The sequence below is a fragment of the Neotabrizicola paludis genome, assembly GCF_044142105.1.
Classification (GTDB): domain Bacteria; phylum Pseudomonadota; class Alphaproteobacteria; order Rhodobacterales; family Rhodobacteraceae; genus Pseudogemmobacter.
Genome location: NZ_JBGTYM010000009.1, coordinates 68751 through 84638 on the forward strand (window position 1 = coordinate 68751; position 15888 = coordinate 84638).

At 67.9% G+C, this 15888-nt stretch carries 15 protein-coding genes and 1 tRNA gene; 4 read left to right on the forward strand and 12 right to left on the reverse strand.

Annotated features, from left to right (window positions below):
• Positions 1–10 precede the first annotated feature (10 nt).
• The 6 genes from petA to ACED67_RS17450 all read right to left on the reverse strand — a co-directional run bounded on the left by petA (position 11) and on the right by ACED67_RS17450 (position 3170).
• The gene (petA, locus tag ACED67_RS17425; RefSeq protein ID WP_395542993.1) at positions 11–577 is read right to left on the reverse strand and encodes a ubiquinol-cytochrome c reductase iron-sulfur subunit; all 567 of its coding nucleotides are present in this window, start codon (positions 575–577) and stop codon (positions 11–13) included.
• A 533-nt stretch (positions 578–1110) separates the two neighbouring features.
• Positions 1111–1716: a glutathione S-transferase gene (locus ACED67_RS17430; protein WP_395542994.1), complete on the reverse strand. Its 606-nt coding sequence runs from the start codon at positions 1714–1716 to the stop codon at positions 1111–1113.
• Positions 1713–2018, reverse strand: a complete 306-nt coding sequence (locus tag ACED67_RS17435; protein WP_395542995.1) for a hypothetical protein — start codon at positions 2016–2018, stop codon at positions 1713–1715. Before ACED67_RS17435 ends, ACED67_RS17430 begins: the two co-directional genes overlap by 4 nt.
• 152 nt (positions 2019–2170) lie before the next feature.
• Positions 2171–2809 carry an FMN-binding negative transcriptional regulator gene (locus ACED67_RS17440; RefSeq protein WP_395542996.1) on the reverse strand — a complete coding sequence of 213 codons (639 nt, stop codon included), beginning with the start codon at positions 2807–2809 and terminating at the stop codon, positions 2171–2173.
• A gap of 81 nt (positions 2810–2890) precedes the next feature.
• A complete protein-coding gene (gene ykgO / locus ACED67_RS17445; protein WP_202686358.1) occupies positions 2891–3016 on the reverse strand; it encodes a type B 50S ribosomal protein L36 in 126 nt (41 codons plus the stop codon).
• A 79-nt stretch (positions 3017–3095) separates the two neighbouring features.
• A tRNA-Val gene (locus ACED67_RS17450) sits at positions 3096–3170 on the reverse strand.
• Between the two features lie 218 nt (positions 3171–3388).
• Between ACED67_RS17450 and ACED67_RS17455 the strand changes: the two genes are divergently transcribed.
• Positions 3389–4261 carry an N-formylglutamate amidohydrolase gene (locus tag ACED67_RS17455; protein WP_395542997.1) on the forward strand — a complete coding sequence of 291 codons (873 nt, stop codon included), beginning with the start codon at positions 3389–3391 and terminating at the stop codon, positions 4259–4261.
• A 69-nt stretch (positions 4262–4330) separates the two neighbouring features.
• The gene (locus tag ACED67_RS17460; RefSeq protein WP_395542998.1) at positions 4331–5164 is read left to right on the forward strand and encodes an alpha/beta fold hydrolase; all 834 of its coding nucleotides are present in this window, start codon (positions 4331–4333) and stop codon (positions 5162–5164) included.
• Here ACED67_RS17460 and ACED67_RS17465 read toward each other — a convergent pair.
• Both ACED67_RS17465 and ACED67_RS17470 read right to left on the reverse strand, forming a co-directional pair.
• The gene (locus tag ACED67_RS17465; protein ID WP_395543147.1) at positions 5161–6414 is read right to left on the reverse strand and encodes a DNA polymerase IV; all 1254 of its coding nucleotides are present in this window, start codon (positions 6412–6414) and stop codon (positions 5161–5163) included. The genes ACED67_RS17460 and ACED67_RS17465 overlap by 4 nt on opposite strands.
• 163 nt (positions 6415–6577) lie before the next feature.
• Positions 6578–6760 carry a hypothetical protein gene (locus ACED67_RS17470; protein ID WP_395542999.1) on the reverse strand — a complete coding sequence of 61 codons (183 nt, stop codon included), beginning with the start codon at positions 6758–6760 and terminating at the stop codon, positions 6578–6580.
• A gap of 510 nt (positions 6761–7270) precedes the next feature.
• On the opposite strand from ACED67_RS17470, the gene ACED67_RS21670 reads away from it, so the two are divergent.
• A complete protein-coding gene (locus ACED67_RS21670) occupies positions 7271–9601 on the forward strand; it encodes a DEAD/DEAH box helicase (protein WP_508436224.1) in 2331 nt (776 codons plus the stop codon).
• A 57-nt stretch (positions 9602–9658) separates the two neighbouring features.
• Here ACED67_RS21670 and ACED67_RS17480 read toward each other — a convergent pair whose 3' ends face one another.
• The 4 genes from ACED67_RS17480 to ACED67_RS17495 form a co-directional block, all read right to left on the reverse strand.
• Positions 9659–10462: an inositol monophosphatase family protein gene (locus tag ACED67_RS17480; protein WP_395543000.1), complete on the reverse strand. Its 804-nt coding sequence runs from the start codon at positions 10460–10462 to the stop codon at positions 9659–9661.
• Positions 10449–11795: a TldD/PmbA family protein gene (locus ACED67_RS17485; RefSeq protein WP_395543001.1), complete on the reverse strand. Its 1347-nt coding sequence runs from the start codon at positions 11793–11795 to the stop codon at positions 10449–10451. Before ACED67_RS17485 ends, ACED67_RS17480 begins: the two co-directional genes overlap by 14 nt.
• A gap of 65 nt (positions 11796–11860) precedes the next feature.
• The gene (locus tag ACED67_RS17490; protein ID WP_395543002.1) at positions 11861–13420 is read right to left on the reverse strand and encodes a hypothetical protein; all 1560 of its coding nucleotides are present in this window, start codon (positions 13418–13420) and stop codon (positions 11861–11863) included.
• Between the two features lie 100 nt (positions 13421–13520).
• Positions 13521–15035, reverse strand: coding sequence for a DUF2125 domain-containing protein (locus tag ACED67_RS17495; RefSeq protein ID WP_395543003.1), 1515 nt, complete (start codon positions 15033–15035; stop codon positions 13521–13523).
• Positions 15036–15182: 147 nt separating this feature from the next.
• On the opposite strand from ACED67_RS17495, the gene ACED67_RS17500 reads away from it, so the two are divergent.
• Complete coding sequence (locus tag ACED67_RS17500) at positions 15183–15809, forward strand: enoyl-CoA hydratase/isomerase family protein (RefSeq protein ID WP_395543004.1); 627 nt, start codon at positions 15183–15185, stop codon at positions 15807–15809.
• The last annotated feature ends 79 nt before the right edge of the window (positions 15810–15888 follow it).

Here is a 15888-nt window from a genome sequence, read left to right on the forward strand (position 1 = left end):
GTTTCTTCCCTCAGCCCAGCAGGATCGTGGTCTTGGATTCGTCGGTGAATTGCGTCAGCGGCACTTCGAGGTTGCGCGGCGCAGGCCCTTTGCGGATGCGGCCGGCAGTGTCGTAATGCGAGCCGTGGCAGGGGCAGAACCAGCCGCCGAAATCACCCGAGCCATTGCCGATCGGCACGCAGCCCAGATGGGTGCAGACGCCGATCATCACCAACCATTCGCCTTCGGCGTCCATGGTGCGGTTCTCGTCCTTGGCGTCGGCGTCGGGCTTGTTCTCGTTCTCGGCATGCTGGTCGATCAGGTCGGTCACCGCAACGGCACGCGCGGCCTCGATCTCGTCGGGGCTGCGGCGGCGGATGAAGACCGGCTTGCCGCGCCATTTCACCGTAAGCTGCGTGCCGACTTGAACGCCCGACACATCGACATAGATCGAGGCCAGGGCGCGCGTATCGGCCGAGGGGTTCATTTGGTTGACCAGCGGCCAGACAGCGGCGCCCGTGGCAACCGCGCCGGCCCCGGCCGTGGCGTAATACAGGAAATCGCGGCGGGTGCCTGCGGGGTTTTCAGCGTGGGACACGAGTTCCTCTCCCTGGCCTGGCCACCGGCACGGCGGCCAAATTGACTTGGGGGCACTGGCGGTTTCCCGCCGGCCCAGCACGAGGCGCTTTTAGACAAGCCCCGCGCGCCAGTCCAGCGGACAAACGCGCGCAGGGCAAGGCTCTTACGCGACTGAAGCAGCTTGGCCACCGAAGCGCACCTTGGAAAGGCCCGACGGAGGTTTCGTGACCTCTGCCAGGGCACTTGGGCGCCGGGAAGTCTTTCAGCCTGCCTGGGCGGTGGATCACGCCAAGGGTCCTGTGCCATTGGTGCTGGCCGCGTCCTTGGCCCTGCCAATCCTTCGGGGTGCCCTGACGACAACAGCTTCAAGCGGCGCCAGCCTGCCCGGACCGGGGCAGAACGGCGGCCCGAGGGTGCGGTGTGGCGTTCGCGCGGCAGGGGCGGCAATCGGAGCACCCGCCTGACAGCATGGCGATTCTCGTCTCTGCCATCCTGGCGGCGCTGCAGCGACGGCTCGTCCGAAAGGGAAAGCCTGCGCGTTTTCTCGCAGACCTATGCGACCGGCGCAGTGGCCTGCATCGCGGTCCGGGCCGCGAAGCCCTGTTCCCAGGCCGTCAGCTTAGGATGCCCTGCCCGCCAGCCCCGCGCCTCATGCCGGAAATCCAGATAGCCAAGCGCGCAGCCGACCGCGATCTGGCCCATGTCCAGCGGACCGGCCAGATGGTCAATCCAGCGGCTTTCCAGCGCGTCAAGCGCGCGGGCGACCTTGGCCCATTGCCCCTCGACCCAAGCTTGGTGGCGGCGATCCTCCGGGCGGACGCGCGTCTCATAGACCATGAGAACTGCGGCCTCCATGATCCCGTCTGCGGTCGCCTCGACCACCAGCGTATCCCACAGGCGCGGCGCGGCGGGGTAAAGCCCGGCCCCGGCCAGCGAATCGAGATAGCGGCAGATCACCCGGCTGTCATATAGCGCCGGCCCGTCATCGGGCAGCAGGCAGGGGATCTTGCCCAGCGGGTTCTGGTCCACGGGCATCGTGCCGGGATCGACCGGCGTGCCGCCAACGGGCAGGAAGTCGATGCCGGTCAGCCCGACCTCATGGATCAGGGTCGTCACCTTGCGCACGAAGGGCGAGGTGGCCGAAGAAAACAGCTTCATTCCGTAACGTCCTTCAGGCGAAAGCGCGCCAGAAGGCCCGCGTCGAGTTCATAGGCCTTACCGCGAAAGCGGATCACCCGGCGCAGGCGGGCGCCCGCATTGGTCTGGCGGGTCTCGGCGCGGTCGGCCGGGCGATGAAGCGACAGGCCCTCGCCCAGATCGTCCAGCGCATCCTCGGCGCGCTGGTCGGTGCGGCCCGGATGGCTGCGCCGCGCGACCCATATCTTGGCAGCAAGGCCCACGGCGGCAACGGCGCCCAGACGCAGGGCGATGGGAACAAGCGGCGCAAGGGGCAGGGGCATGGCGACCTCCGAAGGGACAAAGCCGGAGAGGATGCTAGGACGCGCATTGGCGGCTGTAAATCGCCTGCCGCGCCCGGCATGGATGTCTCACGCAGGGACAGGGGGCGAAGAGACGTGAAATCAAAGGCTTGTCGTTTTTTGTTCACCTTTCCTTAAGGGTTTCCCGACCCCTCAAGGCCTTCGCGCATCAGCGTCGCGATGCCCCGCGCCCCACCATTCCCGGTCGCCAGCGCCCGCACCACGCCCGCGCGCATCGCGACCTCCTTGTTCTGGTTCAGCTTCCAGGTGCCGTCCACCGCCTCGACCCGGAAGCGGAAGGGCAGGATCATTCGCATCAGGCGCTCGATCGCGCCATCGGTCATCTTGGCGCTGGTCCAGGGCTGCTTGCCCGCGATCCGGCCCTCATGCTCGGCCGACAGGGCGTCGACATGGGGCCGCAGCGCCTCGGGCGGCAGCGGCTCCAGCACACCGCGCAGATGCACGGCGACATAGTTCCAGGTCGGCACCTGATCGGGCACCTGCTCATGCGGGCCATACCAGTCGGGCGAGATATAGGCGTCCGGGCCGGAGACCGCGATCACCGCGGGCGCTGGCAGCGCCGCCCGGCAGATCGGATTGCCGCGTGACAGGTGCAGTTCGGCCACCGCCCCCTCGGCATCAAGAAGGAAGGGCACATGCGCGACCAGCGGCCCCGCCTCGCCATTCAGCATCAGAAGGCCAAAGCTGCGCGTCCGGGCGAAGGCCAGGCTGTTGGCCGCGGGCGTCTGGCGGAAGGCGGGGTTCGGGTGCATGGCAAAGGCCTTGTGCAGGAATGGAAAAGGCCGCCCCGGTTTCCCTTGGGCGGCCCTATGATCCGGCTTGCTGAAAGCAACTCAACCCTGGCGGGCCTTGAAGCGCTTTTGCGTCTTGTTGATCACGTAGACCCGGCCTTTGCGGCGCACGACCTGGCAATCGCGGTGACGCGTCTTCAGCGAGCGGAGCGAGTTCGCAACCTTCATGGTGGTCCCCTTTCCTGTTCGCGGCGCATCACGCGCCAGATTGCATCATGCCCCGGGGCTGGCCCCGAAAGCGGTGGAATGGTGGGCGGTACTGGGATCGAACCAGTGGCCACTACGATGTCAACGTAGTGCTCTACCGCTGAGCTAACCGCCCCCCTGTCCGTCGCGATTCGCCCCCGGCATCCTTCTCAAAAGAAAAGGACGCGGAACAAGCCGCGTCGGCGTGGGCGGGTCTATACTCAGAGTCGCAGGGGGCCGCAAGGGGTTTCGGCTTGTCTGCGAATAGGCTTATATCTTTCCGACGCCGATCCGTCATCGCCCTGTCACCTGGTTCTGCCGATCCCCGATCTGCCCCATTCGCCCGAGGTGCCCTTGTCCCAGACCGCCCGGACCGAGACCTATATATTGGCGCGGCCCGCCCGGCAGACCGTGGCGGCGGTGTTTTCCTCGCCCCATTCCGGGCGGGACTATCCGGCGGAGTTCCTGTCGCGTTCGGCGCTGGATGCCCGCGCGATCAGATCGTCGGAAGATGCTTTCGTCGAGCGGCTTTACGACATGGCCCCGGGCATGGGGGCGCCGCTTCTGTCGGCGCTTGTGCCGCGCGCCTATATCGACCTCAACCGCGCGGCGGATGAACTGGACCCCGGTGTGATCGAGGGGGTGATGCGGGTGCCGCATAATCCGCGCGTGTCGTCGGGCCTGGGCGTGATTCCCCGCGTCGTCGCCGGGGGGCGGGCGATCTACAGCGGCAAGCTGCCTCTGGCCGAGGCGGAAGACCGTATCCGCCGCTGCTGGCATCCCTATCACGAAGCGCTGCGTGGCTTGGTCGAAGAGACGCGCGCCACCTTTGGCGAAGTGCTGCTGATCGACTGCCATTCCATGCCGCATGAGGCGATCGACGCCCATGCGAGGCCGGGCCAGCCCCGGCCCGAAGTGGTGCTGGGCGACCGTTTCGGGGCTTCGGCGCGGCGCGATCTGATCGAGGCGGTCGAGGCGGCGTTTTCGGCGGCGGGCCTGCGCACCGTGCGCAACGCGCCTTTCGCCGGCGCCCATATCACCCAGGCCTATGGCCGCCCCTCGCGCGGGATGAGCGTGATCCAGGTCGAGATCGACCGTTCGCTTTACATGGACGAGGCGAGGATCGAGCCGCGCGCCGATTTCGACGCCTTCCGAGCGCTGATGGCGGGTGTGGTGGGCGAGATCACCGGGCTGATGCGCCGCGACGCGGCGCTGGCGGCGGAATAGAACGCGCGCCGCTTGACAGCCCGCCGCGCGCGGCAGCAGCCTTGCCGCATCCAAAACCAGGAGGTCTCGATGCGTGCCTGTGCTGTCTCGCTCCTTGTTCTTCTTGCCGGTCCCGCCCTTGCCGAGGATCGCTGGATGTCGATCCCCCATCCGCCCGCCATGCCGCAGGCCGTGGCCTCGGGCCTGGCGCCGGTGAACGGGATTGAAATGTATTACGCCACCTATGGCGCGGGCGACCCGGTGCTGCTGATCCATGGCGGTTTGGGCAATGCCGATATCTGGGCCAATCAGGTGGCCGATCTGATGAAGGACCATCTGGTGATCGTGGCCGACAGCCGGGGCCATGGCCGCTCGACCCGGACCGAGGCACCGTTCGGCTATGACCTGATGGCCGAGGATTATCTGGCGCTGCTGGATTATCTCAAGATCGACAAGGTCGATTTGGTGGGCTGGTCCGATGGCGGGATCATCGGGCTGGACATCGCGATGACCCACCCTGAGCGGCTGGACCATCTGTTCGCGCAGGCCGCTAATATCACCACGGACGGGGTGGACCCGGCGGTTGCCACCAATGAGGTCTTTGGCAGCTATATCGGCTGGATGTCTGAGGATTACGCCCGGCTCTCGCCCACGCCCGATCAGTTCGATGCCTTCGTCACCCAGATTTCCGGCATGTGGGCCAGCCAACCCAACTGGACCGATGCGCAGGTGGCCGCGATCACCGTGCCCACGGCCATCGTCGCGGGTGACCATGACGAGGCAATCCTGCGCGCGCATACCGAGAAGATGGCGGCGCTGATCCCGGGCGCGACGCTGGTGATCCTGCCGGATGCCAGCCATTTCGCCATGCTGCAGGCGCCGGAAGACTATACCGCGGCCGTGCGGGCCTTTATCGACGGCTAGCGCAGGGCGCGGCCCTTGATGATCGCGTCCTGGCCGAACCGGGCGCGGATCGCGTCGGTGGCGCGTTCCGCGCCTTCGCGCTTGCGGGCATCGGGGTCCAAGAGATCGGCGGTCGCATCCGCATCGGCCCCGCGCGTCAGTTCGGCGATGCCCACGCCGATCAGGCGGAACGGCCCCTTCGCACCCGCCTGGTCGAACAGCGCGCGGGCGGCGCGGTAGATGCGGTCGGCCAGTTGCGTTGGCCCTGTCAGCGCGTGGCGGCGGCTGATCAGCTGGAAATCGCCGCGCTTGAGCTTCAGCACCACGACCCGGCCTGACAGATCCTTGGCCTTGGCCCGGTCCGACACCTGTTCCGACAGCCGCCACAGATGGCCGTCCAGCAGGTCGGGGTCCGAGGTGTCCTCGAAAAAGGTCGTTTCCTTCGAGATCGACTTGGGCATTTCGTCGCGCATCACGCGGCGACGGTCCTCGCCGCGTGCCAGGGCGTGAAGCCTGTCGCCCATGCTGCCGAAGCGGGCCACCAGATCGGCGCGGTCCCAGCGCAGCAGATCGGCAATGGTGCGGATGCCCGCAGCCTCCAGCGCGGCTTGCGTCGCTGTGCCGACGCCCCAGATGATCCGCACCGGCTTTTTCGCCAGGAAAGCCTGGGTCTCGGCGCGGCCAATCACCGAAAATCCGCGTGGCTTGTCCAGGTCGCTGGCGATCTTGGCCAGGAACTTGTTATGCGACAGGCCGATGCTGCCGGTCAGGCCCAGCTCGTCCTCCATGCGCCTGACCAGCCGCGCCAGAACCACGGCGGGTGGCGCGCCATGCAGGCGGTCCGTTCCGGTCAGGTCGAGAAAGGCCTCGTCCAGCGACAGGGGTTCGATGGCGGGCGTCAGCGCCTCCATCATGGCGCGGATGGCGCGGCTCGCCTCGACATAAGCCGCCATGCGCGGCTTCACCACCGTCGCCTCGGGGCACAGTTTCAGCGCCTGGAACATCGGCATGGCTGAGCGCACGCCCTTGATCCGCGCCAGATAGCAGCAGGTCGAGACCACCCCGCGCGTGCCGCCGCCGACGATCACGGGCAGATCGCGCAGGGCCGGGTTGTCGCGTTTTTCGACGCTGGCATAGAAGGCGTCGCAATCCATATGCGCGATGGACAGGCTGTCCAGCGCCGCATGGGCCAGCACGCGCGGCGACCGGCAGGCCGGGCAGCGGGTGCCGGTCTCGAAACGGGTCAGGCAGTCGCGGCAAAGGGCGGGCATGATGGGTCCATGATAGGCCCGCGCCGCCCGGAACTCCACGTCCAGCTTGATTGCCCTGTCAGGCACGGGCGCTACCTGTCGCGGGCACAATCCGGAAGACCGCATCTGCCCGGTGATGCGCAGCCCGGCCCCGTTGAGAGCGGAACAGAAGCTGCGCCTATGATCACTCTTTCGGCGCGGCGGGCGGCTGGTCGTTCTCAGGGTATTCCGTTGCATCCGCCTCTGCCACCGCCTGCGACCCAAGACGGATATTGGCGGGGAATCTGCGCTTGGTGACGCGGCGCGTCGCCTTCTGGCTCAGGAATTCGGCAAGGTTGAACGGGGGTTTGGCGACGTTGTAGCCCATGAGGGACCCTTTCCATTTGGGAAGGCCACGAGGCGATCATCACCGCACCAGGCGGCGGAGAACTCGGGCCGTGATGCAGCAAGGCGTTGCAAAGGGCGTTGCCTTTGCCTTTTCGGGCCGGACAGGGCGCTTCACTGCGCGCGGGACGAGGAGCGGGTGGCAATCGAAGGCCGGGTCCGCCGGCTGGCCGCTATCCCTCCGGGTGATCCTCTGGGCATGGGCCATACCACCCCCTCAGGTCAACGTAATTCTGCGCATTTGCGCACAAATCGCCAACAGGTCACGGAATTCTGTGCCGCTGATCGCAGATTGAACCCTGCGTCAGCCGCAGGTCCGTCGCGACGCATGGCCTGTACAGCGGCTGCAGAACCGTGTAGGGGCCTGCGGATGGCCTGAGGATTCCCAGGATCGCGCCCGTATGGGAGGGGCGCGTTGGGGGCGATGAGGCCTGATTTTGGCTTTATCGCAGGGGCGGCCGATCTGGTCGCGCGCGCCCCGGACAGGAAAATGATGAACGATCTGGCATTGGCCGGGCCGCTGCAAGCGGCTTTGGCGGACAAGGGCTATGCGACACTGACCCCCGTGCAGGAGGCAGTGATCAAGGAAGACACGGCAGGCCGCGACCTTCTGGTCTCGGCGCAGACCGGCTCGGGCAAGACGGTGGCCTTTGGCCTTGCGATCTCGCCCGAGGTTCTGGGCGGCGTGGACCGGCTTCTCCCGGCTGAAAAGCCCATCGCCCTGGTCGTCGCGCCGACGCGCGAGCTGGCCTTGCAGGTCAAGGCCGAATTCGAATGGCTTTATGGCCCTGCCGGGGTGCAGTTGGCATCCTGCGTCGGCGGCATGGACTATCGCACCGAACGCCGGGCGCTGGATCGCGGCGCGCATATCGTTGTCGGCACGCCGGGCCGTCTGCGCGACCATATCGAGCGCGGCTCGCTTGACCTGACCGAGGCCCGCGCCGTGGTTCTGGACGAGGCGGATGAGATGCTGGATCTGGGCTTTGCCGAAGATCTGGAATTCATCCTTGGCTCGGCCCCGGAAACCCGCCGCACGCTGATGTTCAGCGCCACCGTGCCCAAGGAAATCGAAAAGCTCGCCCGCACTTTCCAGCGCGATGCGCTGCGTCTTGTGGTGCAGGGCGAGGCGCGCCAGCATGCCGACATCGCCTATCAGGCGCTTTCGGTGCAGGCGCGCGACAAGGAACACGCGATTTTCAACGTGCTGCGCTTTCACGAGGCGCAGACCGCCATCGTCTTCGCCAAGACGCGGGCCAATGTGAACCACCTCTTCGCCCGCATGATCAACCGCGGCTTCCAGGCCGTCGCCCTGTCGGGCGAGCTGACCCAGTCGGAACGGATGCACGCGCTTCAGGCGCTGCGCGATGGTCGCGCCCGCGTCTGCATCGCGACCGATGTCGCCGCGCGCGGCATCGACCTGCCGGGTCTGGAACTGGTGATCCATGCCGATCTTCCGACCAATTCGGAAACCCTGCTGCACCGCTCGGGCCGGACGGGCCGTGCGGGGCGGAAGGGCACCTCGGTCCTGATCGTGCCGCCGGCCGAATACCGCAAGGCGCAGCGCATCCTGCAAGGCGCCAAGGTCGAGGCGGCCTGGGGTTCGCCCCCCGGCGCCGATGATGTTCAGGCGCGCGAGGATGAGCGGCTGATGGAACATCCGATGCTGGCCGAAGGCGCAGGCGATGAGGCCGAGATGGCCGGGGCGCTCTTGGAGCGCTGGGGCGCCGAAGCGGTTTCTGCGGCTTTCGTGCGGCTTTGGCGCTCGGGCCGCAGCGCGCCCGAAGTTCTGTCGGATGCGCTTCCCCCCGCCGCGCCGCAGCCGCCGCGCGAACGCGGCGCCTTTGGCCCGGCGGTCTGGTTCCGCCTGACCGTGGGCCATACCGGCCGCGCCGAGGCGCGCTGGCTTTTGCCGAAGATCTGTGATGCCGGCGGCATCACCAAGGACGGCATCGGTGCCATCCGCGTGCAGCAGGACGAAACCTTCGTGCAGATCGCCGAAAACCAGGCCGGGCGCTTTGGCGCCGGGCTGGAGATCGAGCCGGGCCTCAGCATGGAAAAGCTGGATGGCGAACCGGATATGAGCCGCCCGCAGCGCAGCTATGAGCCGCGCAGCCCTCGCATGGGGGCCGCCTCGGAAGGCCGCGCGCCCGAGCGGCGGGAGAAGGCCCCTTACAAGCCCAAGCCCGCGCGCATCGTCGAGGATGAGGGCGGTGAGCCCGATGAGGCCCCGGCCCGCAAGGCCTGGCCGCGCCCGTCCGAACGCGAGGCGCGCAAACCCTATGCCGCCCGCGAAGACGCCCCGCGCAAGCCCTGGGCCGAACGCGAGGCAGGCGATGCGCCGAAGAAGCCCTGGCGCAAGGCCGAAGACGCCGCCCCGCGCGAAGGCGGCTACAAGCCTCGCGCGGAAGGTGGCTACAAGCCGCGTGCCGAAGGCGAATACAAACCACGCGCGCCGCGAGGCGACGGGGAATATAAGCCGCGCACTCCGCGCGCCGAAGGAGAAAGCGGCAAGCCCGCCTATCGTTCCGCCGGGTTCAAGTCGCATGGCGGCAAGGAAGGCCAAAGCCGCGCAACGGGCTATAAGAGCCACGCTGCCGAAGGCACGGCCGTGCGTGGCGAGGGCCGTCCCTACACCCCGCGTGACGGCAAGCCCGCCGGGGCACGGCCGGAAGGCGGCAAAAGCTGGGGATCGAAGTCGCAGGGTGACAAGCCCTATGGCGCGAAATCCTATGGGGCCAAGCCCGCGGGCAAGCCGCCCCGCCCGGCCGGCGATGCCAAGGACACCTCCAAGCGCTTCACCCCGCCGAAAAAGCCGCGCGGCTGACGTGATGTGAGCGAAAGACGGAAAAGGCCCCTCGCCCCTGGCGCGGGGCCTTTTCTGTTACGGCAGCAGGGCCGCCAGGATCTGCCTGTGCAACGCGGGCGGTGCGCAGATCGTGCCATCGGCCTCGGGGATCGGCGCGTTGAACGCGATTGTCTCGCCGTGCCGGTCGCTCAGCACGGCCCCCGCCCGTTCAGCGATCAGCGCCCCTGCCGCGATGTCCCATTCCCGCGCCCCGCGCAGCGTAATCATCGCATCGAAGCGCCCCTCGGCCACCAGGCACAGCCGCCAGGCCAGCGAGGCGCGGAAGCTGCGCTTCACCTCGGGTACCCCCTTCGGCCAAAGCTCGGGTGCCATGGTCGGTCGGGTTGCCAGCACATCGGCACCCGCAAGTTCTGATCGATCCGAAACCGCCAGCACCGCCCCGTCGCGCCGGGCCGGACCCTGGGCAGTGGCGCTGTAGGTGCGTCCCATCGCAGGAAGATGCACTACGCCCGCCAGCACGCGCCCGCCTTCGACCAGCGCCAGCGAAACGGCAAAGGCCTCTTCCCCGGCCAGAAAGGCGCGTGTGCCGTCGATCGGGTCAAGGATGAACACGCGCCGCGCCGCCGCCCGCGCCGCCTGTTCCGCGGCCCCGTCCGGGCTTTCCTCGGACAGCCAGCCATAGTCTGGCCGTTCCGCCGCCAGCAGCACGCGCATGGCCGCGTCCACCGCCAGATCGGCCTCGGAAACCGGGCTGGCATCCGCCTTGTCCCAGGCCTTGGGGTCGCGCCGCCAGAAGCCAAGCGCGATCTTGCCCGCGGCTTCCGCCGCTTGCACCAGCAGCGTCAGTTCTTTCTCGGGTGAAGGATCAGGCCCCGGCAAGGGTCATCCCGTCGATCAGCAGGCTGGGCACGCGCATCGCCAAATGGGGGCGCGCGTCATTGGCGGGCACGATCCGGCGCAGCATGTCGCGCAGGTTCCCCGCGATGGTGCACTCATTGACCGGGTGGCTGATCCGGCCGTCCTGGACCCAGAACCCTGAGGCCCCGCGCGAATAATCCCCTGTCGTGGCGCTGATCGTCGATCCGATCATCGAAGTGACCAGAAGCCCCGTCCCCATCTGCGCGATCAGGTCCTCGCGGCTGGCGGTGCCTTGCGTCAGTTCGACATTGGTGATCCCGGGCGAGGGCGGGGCCGACGGCCCGCGCGCCGCATTCGCCGTCGAGCGCAGCCCCAGCCGCCGCGCGGTGGCAAGGTCCAGAACCCAGCTTGCCAGGCGTCCGTCCTGCACCAGCGCCTTGGCCTGCGTAGGCAGGCCCTCCGCATCGAATGGGCGCGAGGCGGAACTGCGCAGCCGCAGCGGATCTTCGACCAGAGACAGCCCGTCGGACAGCACCGGCCTGTCCATCAGATCGCGCGCCCAGGACGCGCCGCGCGCGATGGCGGCGCCGTTGATCGCACCCAGAAGATGGCCGATCAGCGAGGCCGCGACCCTTTCGTCATATAGAACCGCGTAGGTTCCGGTCGGCGGCTTGACCGCACCCAGCCGCTCCAGCGCCCGTGTCGCCGCACGCTGGCCGATGTCCTCAAGCCCCGGCAGGTCGGCGGCGAAGATACGCGCCTCGCCCGCGTAATCCCGCTCCATCGCCGTGCCGCTGCCGCAAAAGGCGGTGACCGAGCGGGAATGCGACGTGCGCCCGTAGCTGCCGGAAAACCCGTTCGACTGGGCGATGGCGATGGCCCGGCGCGAAAAGGCGGCCGAAGCCTCGGCCTGGGTGATGCCCTGCGCCGACAGGGCCGCCGCTTCCAGCGCCCGCGCCGCCGCTTCCAGCGCGCCTGCTGCCGGATCGGGGCCGCCATCTTCAAGTTCCAGCGCCGCCATATCCCAGCTCTGCGCCAGCTGCGCCGGATCGGCCAGCCCGGCGCTGGGGTCTTCCGGGGCCTCGCGCGCCATGGCGACGGCCCGTTCCGCCAGCGCCGCCAGCGTGGCCGGCGATGTGTCCGAGGCCGAAACGCAGGCCTGGCGTCCGCCGATCAGCACGCGCAGGCCCAGATCGGTGCCCTCGGCGCGCTCGGCCTGTTCCAGCTTGCCCTGCCGGATGTCGATCGACAGCGACGTGCCCGCGACCGCCATGGCATCGGCGGCTTCGGCCCCGGCTTTCAGGGCGGCCTGCATCAGGGCCTGGGCAAGGGCGGGCAGGGCGGTGTCGGTCATCATCTTCCTTCCGGGGTCTGCCGGTCAGAGGTAGCCCTGCCCCGGGCCCTGTGCAAGGCGCGGCGCTATTTTATGCTCTGGCCGTTCAGGCTGAAGCTGCCGCCCTTGCCGAACTCCATCGTCGTTTCCAGCGTGTCGGGCGCGGCTCCGGCGCGGCCGATGAACAACAGGCCGAAGCGCAGGCTTTGCAGCTCATCCGCGCCGAGAAGGCCCGAGGCCGACAGCCGCTCAAGCAAAGCGTTGGCCCCTTTGGTCAGCATCGATACGCTGCCGACGGGTTCGGGCGGATCGGCAGGGGTTTTCACGGCCGAAAAATCCAGATCAAGCGCGCCATCGGCGGTGATTTCGACCCCCAGGGCCGACAAGAGCACCTTGTCCAGCGCGATCGACAGCGCCGAGAGCGGCATATCCTCTCCCGTCTGCCAACCGCCCGGTGCCAGGGCCTTGCGGTCGGCGGCATACTGGCCCGACAGGTTCACGATCAGCGTCGCTGGATCATGCGGCAGGGCGGATTTCGGATCGGCCAGCCCCCAGAGCTGGTCCGACAGTGACACGCCCAGCAGGTCCAGGCCCAGGCTCCAGGGCTGCGGATCGACCATCGTACCCAGACCCATGCGCAGGCTGCTGCGATAGCCATCCCAGGACAGGCCAACATCATCCAGCGGCTGATCGGGGATCTTGCCGCTGATCCTGAGCCGGCCCTTGCCCAGCGAAGAGGCGTAGTCGATCGCCTGGGCATCGATGCCAAGGCGCGCGTCCGAGCTTTCGGCCTGCGCCTCGAATCGGATCGGCCCGCCGTCCGGCGCGCCTGACGGTTCCTCGACCGATCCCGTCAGCGCGAAGGCCCGGGTTGCGGCCGAGAGGTCAACATTGGTGCCAAGACCCAGCACATGCAGGAACTCTGCCGCGTCGCGGCCTACGGTCGAGCTGGGCCCGATCAACTCGGGCGGCAGGGCGACGTCCACCCCGGCGGTCAGCCCGGCCAGATCAAAGGCGATCTCGCCGCGCGACCGGCCCTTTGCGGGGTCAAGAAACAGATAGGACAGATCGGCATGGACCGTGCCCAGATCGGCGCGGGCGGCAAGCCGCTCCATCCCGCCGCGCGGTGCCTGATCCCAGACCAATGCCAGATCGGCGGCGGCAAGGGCGAAGCTCAGGCTCTGACCCGCGGGAAGCGCAGGCTCCACCCTGTCCAGTGTGACCGAGACGGAGGCGGCCTCGACCTCGATCCCCGTATCCTTGGGGGCAAGGCTGCGGATGCGGGCCTGGAAGCCCGGCATGGCGATGGTCAGAACGATCTGCTTGACCGCGCCGGGCGCAAGCTGCGGGGCGGGCAGCACGGTCAGGTCGAAGCGTTCGGGCAGGGTGACGACCACCGCACGGTCCGGGGTTTCCGTCAGCCTGACCGGGCCGAAGACGACGCGGGTTCCGTCGCGATGGGTGAAGGTCAGCTCGTGAAGCACCAGCTTTCCCGGGCTGGCCTGTTCCCGCGCCGACAGCGTGCCCTCGGCGGCGCGCGCCAGCCCATCCAGGGCTGCGTAAAGCTCGGGCGCGGTGATTTCGGCCGCGACCGGCGTGGCGGCCCACAAAAGCGCGCAAAGGGGCAGGGCAGGGACAAGACGCATGGGATGCCTCGCTTGTCTGGGGACTATACAGATCAAAAGATCGGGGGCGCGGCCAGCCTTGCGGATCGCCGCGCCCCCCGTTTGTATCACCGCGCGGCGGTTACATCGGCATCGGCTGACCGTTCACGAGAATTGCCTTGTCCTTGAACTCGATCTCCGAGATCAGCTCATCGGGGCCAGCGCCGGGCTTGGCGAACATGGCCAGCATCATCCGCGCGCCCATGACCTGATCTTCCGGCACCAGACCCATGCTGACCAGCGCGTCGATCAGTGCGTTGACGCCCTTCATCGTGACGGTGATCTTGCCGGTCGGCGCCGGAATCCCGCCGAAGGTGAACAGGTCGCTGTTGTCGAAGGTCAGCCCGCCCGTTGCGCCGATCTCGGTGCCGACGGCCTTGGCCAGCACCTCTTTGAGATCCAGCGAGAACAGCTGCGCCGGCATGTTCGAGCTTTCCAGCGCGCCCGGCTCAAGAATATCCACCGTCCAGGCCATGCCACCGGCAAGGTCAAGGATCAGCGTGACCGGATCATGTTTCAGCGCCGCACCCGGATCGAACATCGACCAGATCGCCTCGTCCACCGTCACATCCACCAGCTTGACGGTGGCGGCATAATCCTGCGGATCGGTCGTCTGGGCGATGGGCAGCGCCAGATGCATGCTGGTCTCACCCCAGCCCGCCTTGACCGGCATCGGCAAGTCGGGCACCGAGGCGTCAATCGCAGCGCCAATCAAGCCGAACCCGTAATCGACCCGGTCCTTGTCAAGCTGCAGGCCGAAATTGCTGCCGGCGAAGCTGGCTTTCACGCTGACCGGCCCCTGCGGATCGCTGCCCGACAGGTTGAAGTCGATCTTGCCCGTCGACAGCGCAGATTTCATCATGAACCCGGCCTTGAGCGCGGCGCTGATGTCCTTCATCGCCTCGCTGCCCAGCATCACGGTGTTGCTGTCCGCCTTGAGATCGGCGACCGAGCCGGTGATCGCCACATTGCCCGCACCCTGCGGATCGCTGCCGCTGATCTCGTAGCTCACGCCCTCGATCGTCGCCGTGCTTGTCACGCTGGTCTTGCCGTCTGCGGTGGCGACGACGTAATGGCCGACCATATTGGTGCCCGTGCCCTTGGCCTTGAAATCCGACGGAGTCGGTTCATCCGGCACCTTGAGGCTTGTCACTTCGAAGGCAAAGGTCGGCGCGCTGAAATCATAGGTGGTTTCGGCCGCCGTGCCCGAAGCGATGATCGACATGCCCGGCTGGCTGATCGTCATGCCGACCTCGACCGGGGCCTTGCCCGGCTCCGGCACGATGGTCAGCACGAAGGGCACCGCATCCGAAGCCTTCACCTCGACCGTGCCATCGCCCTTGTCGGTGAAGGTCATCTTGTCGACCGTGGCGGTATAGCCGCCCTCGTCCATCGGCGCCTTGAAGGCGACGCTGATGCCGCTGACTTCAAGCGTGGGGCCATTCGTGACGGTGCTGGCCGCGGTGATCGTCGCCCCGGTGGTGGCCGACATGGCCTGCCAATTGGCCCAGACCTCGTCAGGGGTCAGGGCGAAGGCGGCGGGGGCAGAGAGGGAAATCGCAAGGAACGAAGCGCCGAAGAGATGACGGTGTTTCATAATGAAGCCTTTCGGGTGAAATCTGCGCCGCATGGTTCCCCTTGGCGACGAGGGCGTCAAGGGGGCAGAACCTGCCCTTTTGCATGGGCTTTCGCCCTGGGTCCGGGCGGGGTATTGGCGGAAGGGCCGGGCAGATGGAGGGGCAGCATGATCAGCGTCGAGGATGAGGGCGCGGCAGGGGCGCGGGCGCGGGTGATCCGGCTGGATCGGCCTGACAAGGCCAATGCGCTGACGCGCGAGATGTTGCAGTCCGTGGCCGATGCGGCGGCGGGGGCCTGGGCGGCGGGGGCCAAGGTCCTGATCCTGACCGGCAGCGGCAAGGTCTTTTCCGCCGGCGCCGATCTTGAGGCCGCCAAGGCCGGCCTGGCCACCGATCCGGTCTGGGACATCGCGTCCAACGCCGTGGCCGCCTTTCCGGGCCTGTCCATCGCCGCGCTGAACGGCACCCTGGCGGGCGGCGCCTTCGGCATTGCCCTGGCCTGCGATTGCCGCATCGCGGTGGACGGCGCGAATTTCTTCTACCCGGTCATGCGGCTGGGCTACCGCCCGCAACCGGCCGATCCCGCGCGGCTGAAGGCGCTGATCGGCCCGGCCCGCGCCAAGATGATCCTGATGGGCGGCGCGCGCATTGCCGCCGCCGAGGCGCTGGCCTGGGGGCTGGTCGACCGGTTGGTCCCGCCGGGCGAGGCGCTCGCGGCGGCCCGGGCGCTGGCGGCAGATGCGCTGGCGGCCGACCCCGCCCATGTCGCGGCGATCCGCGCCATGCTGGGCTAGGCTTCCGCGGTCCTGCGCCCTTGTGCGCGCGGCGGTTCCTTGGCACGAGAGTGCCAGAGGAACAGTGGTGCAGGTGTAT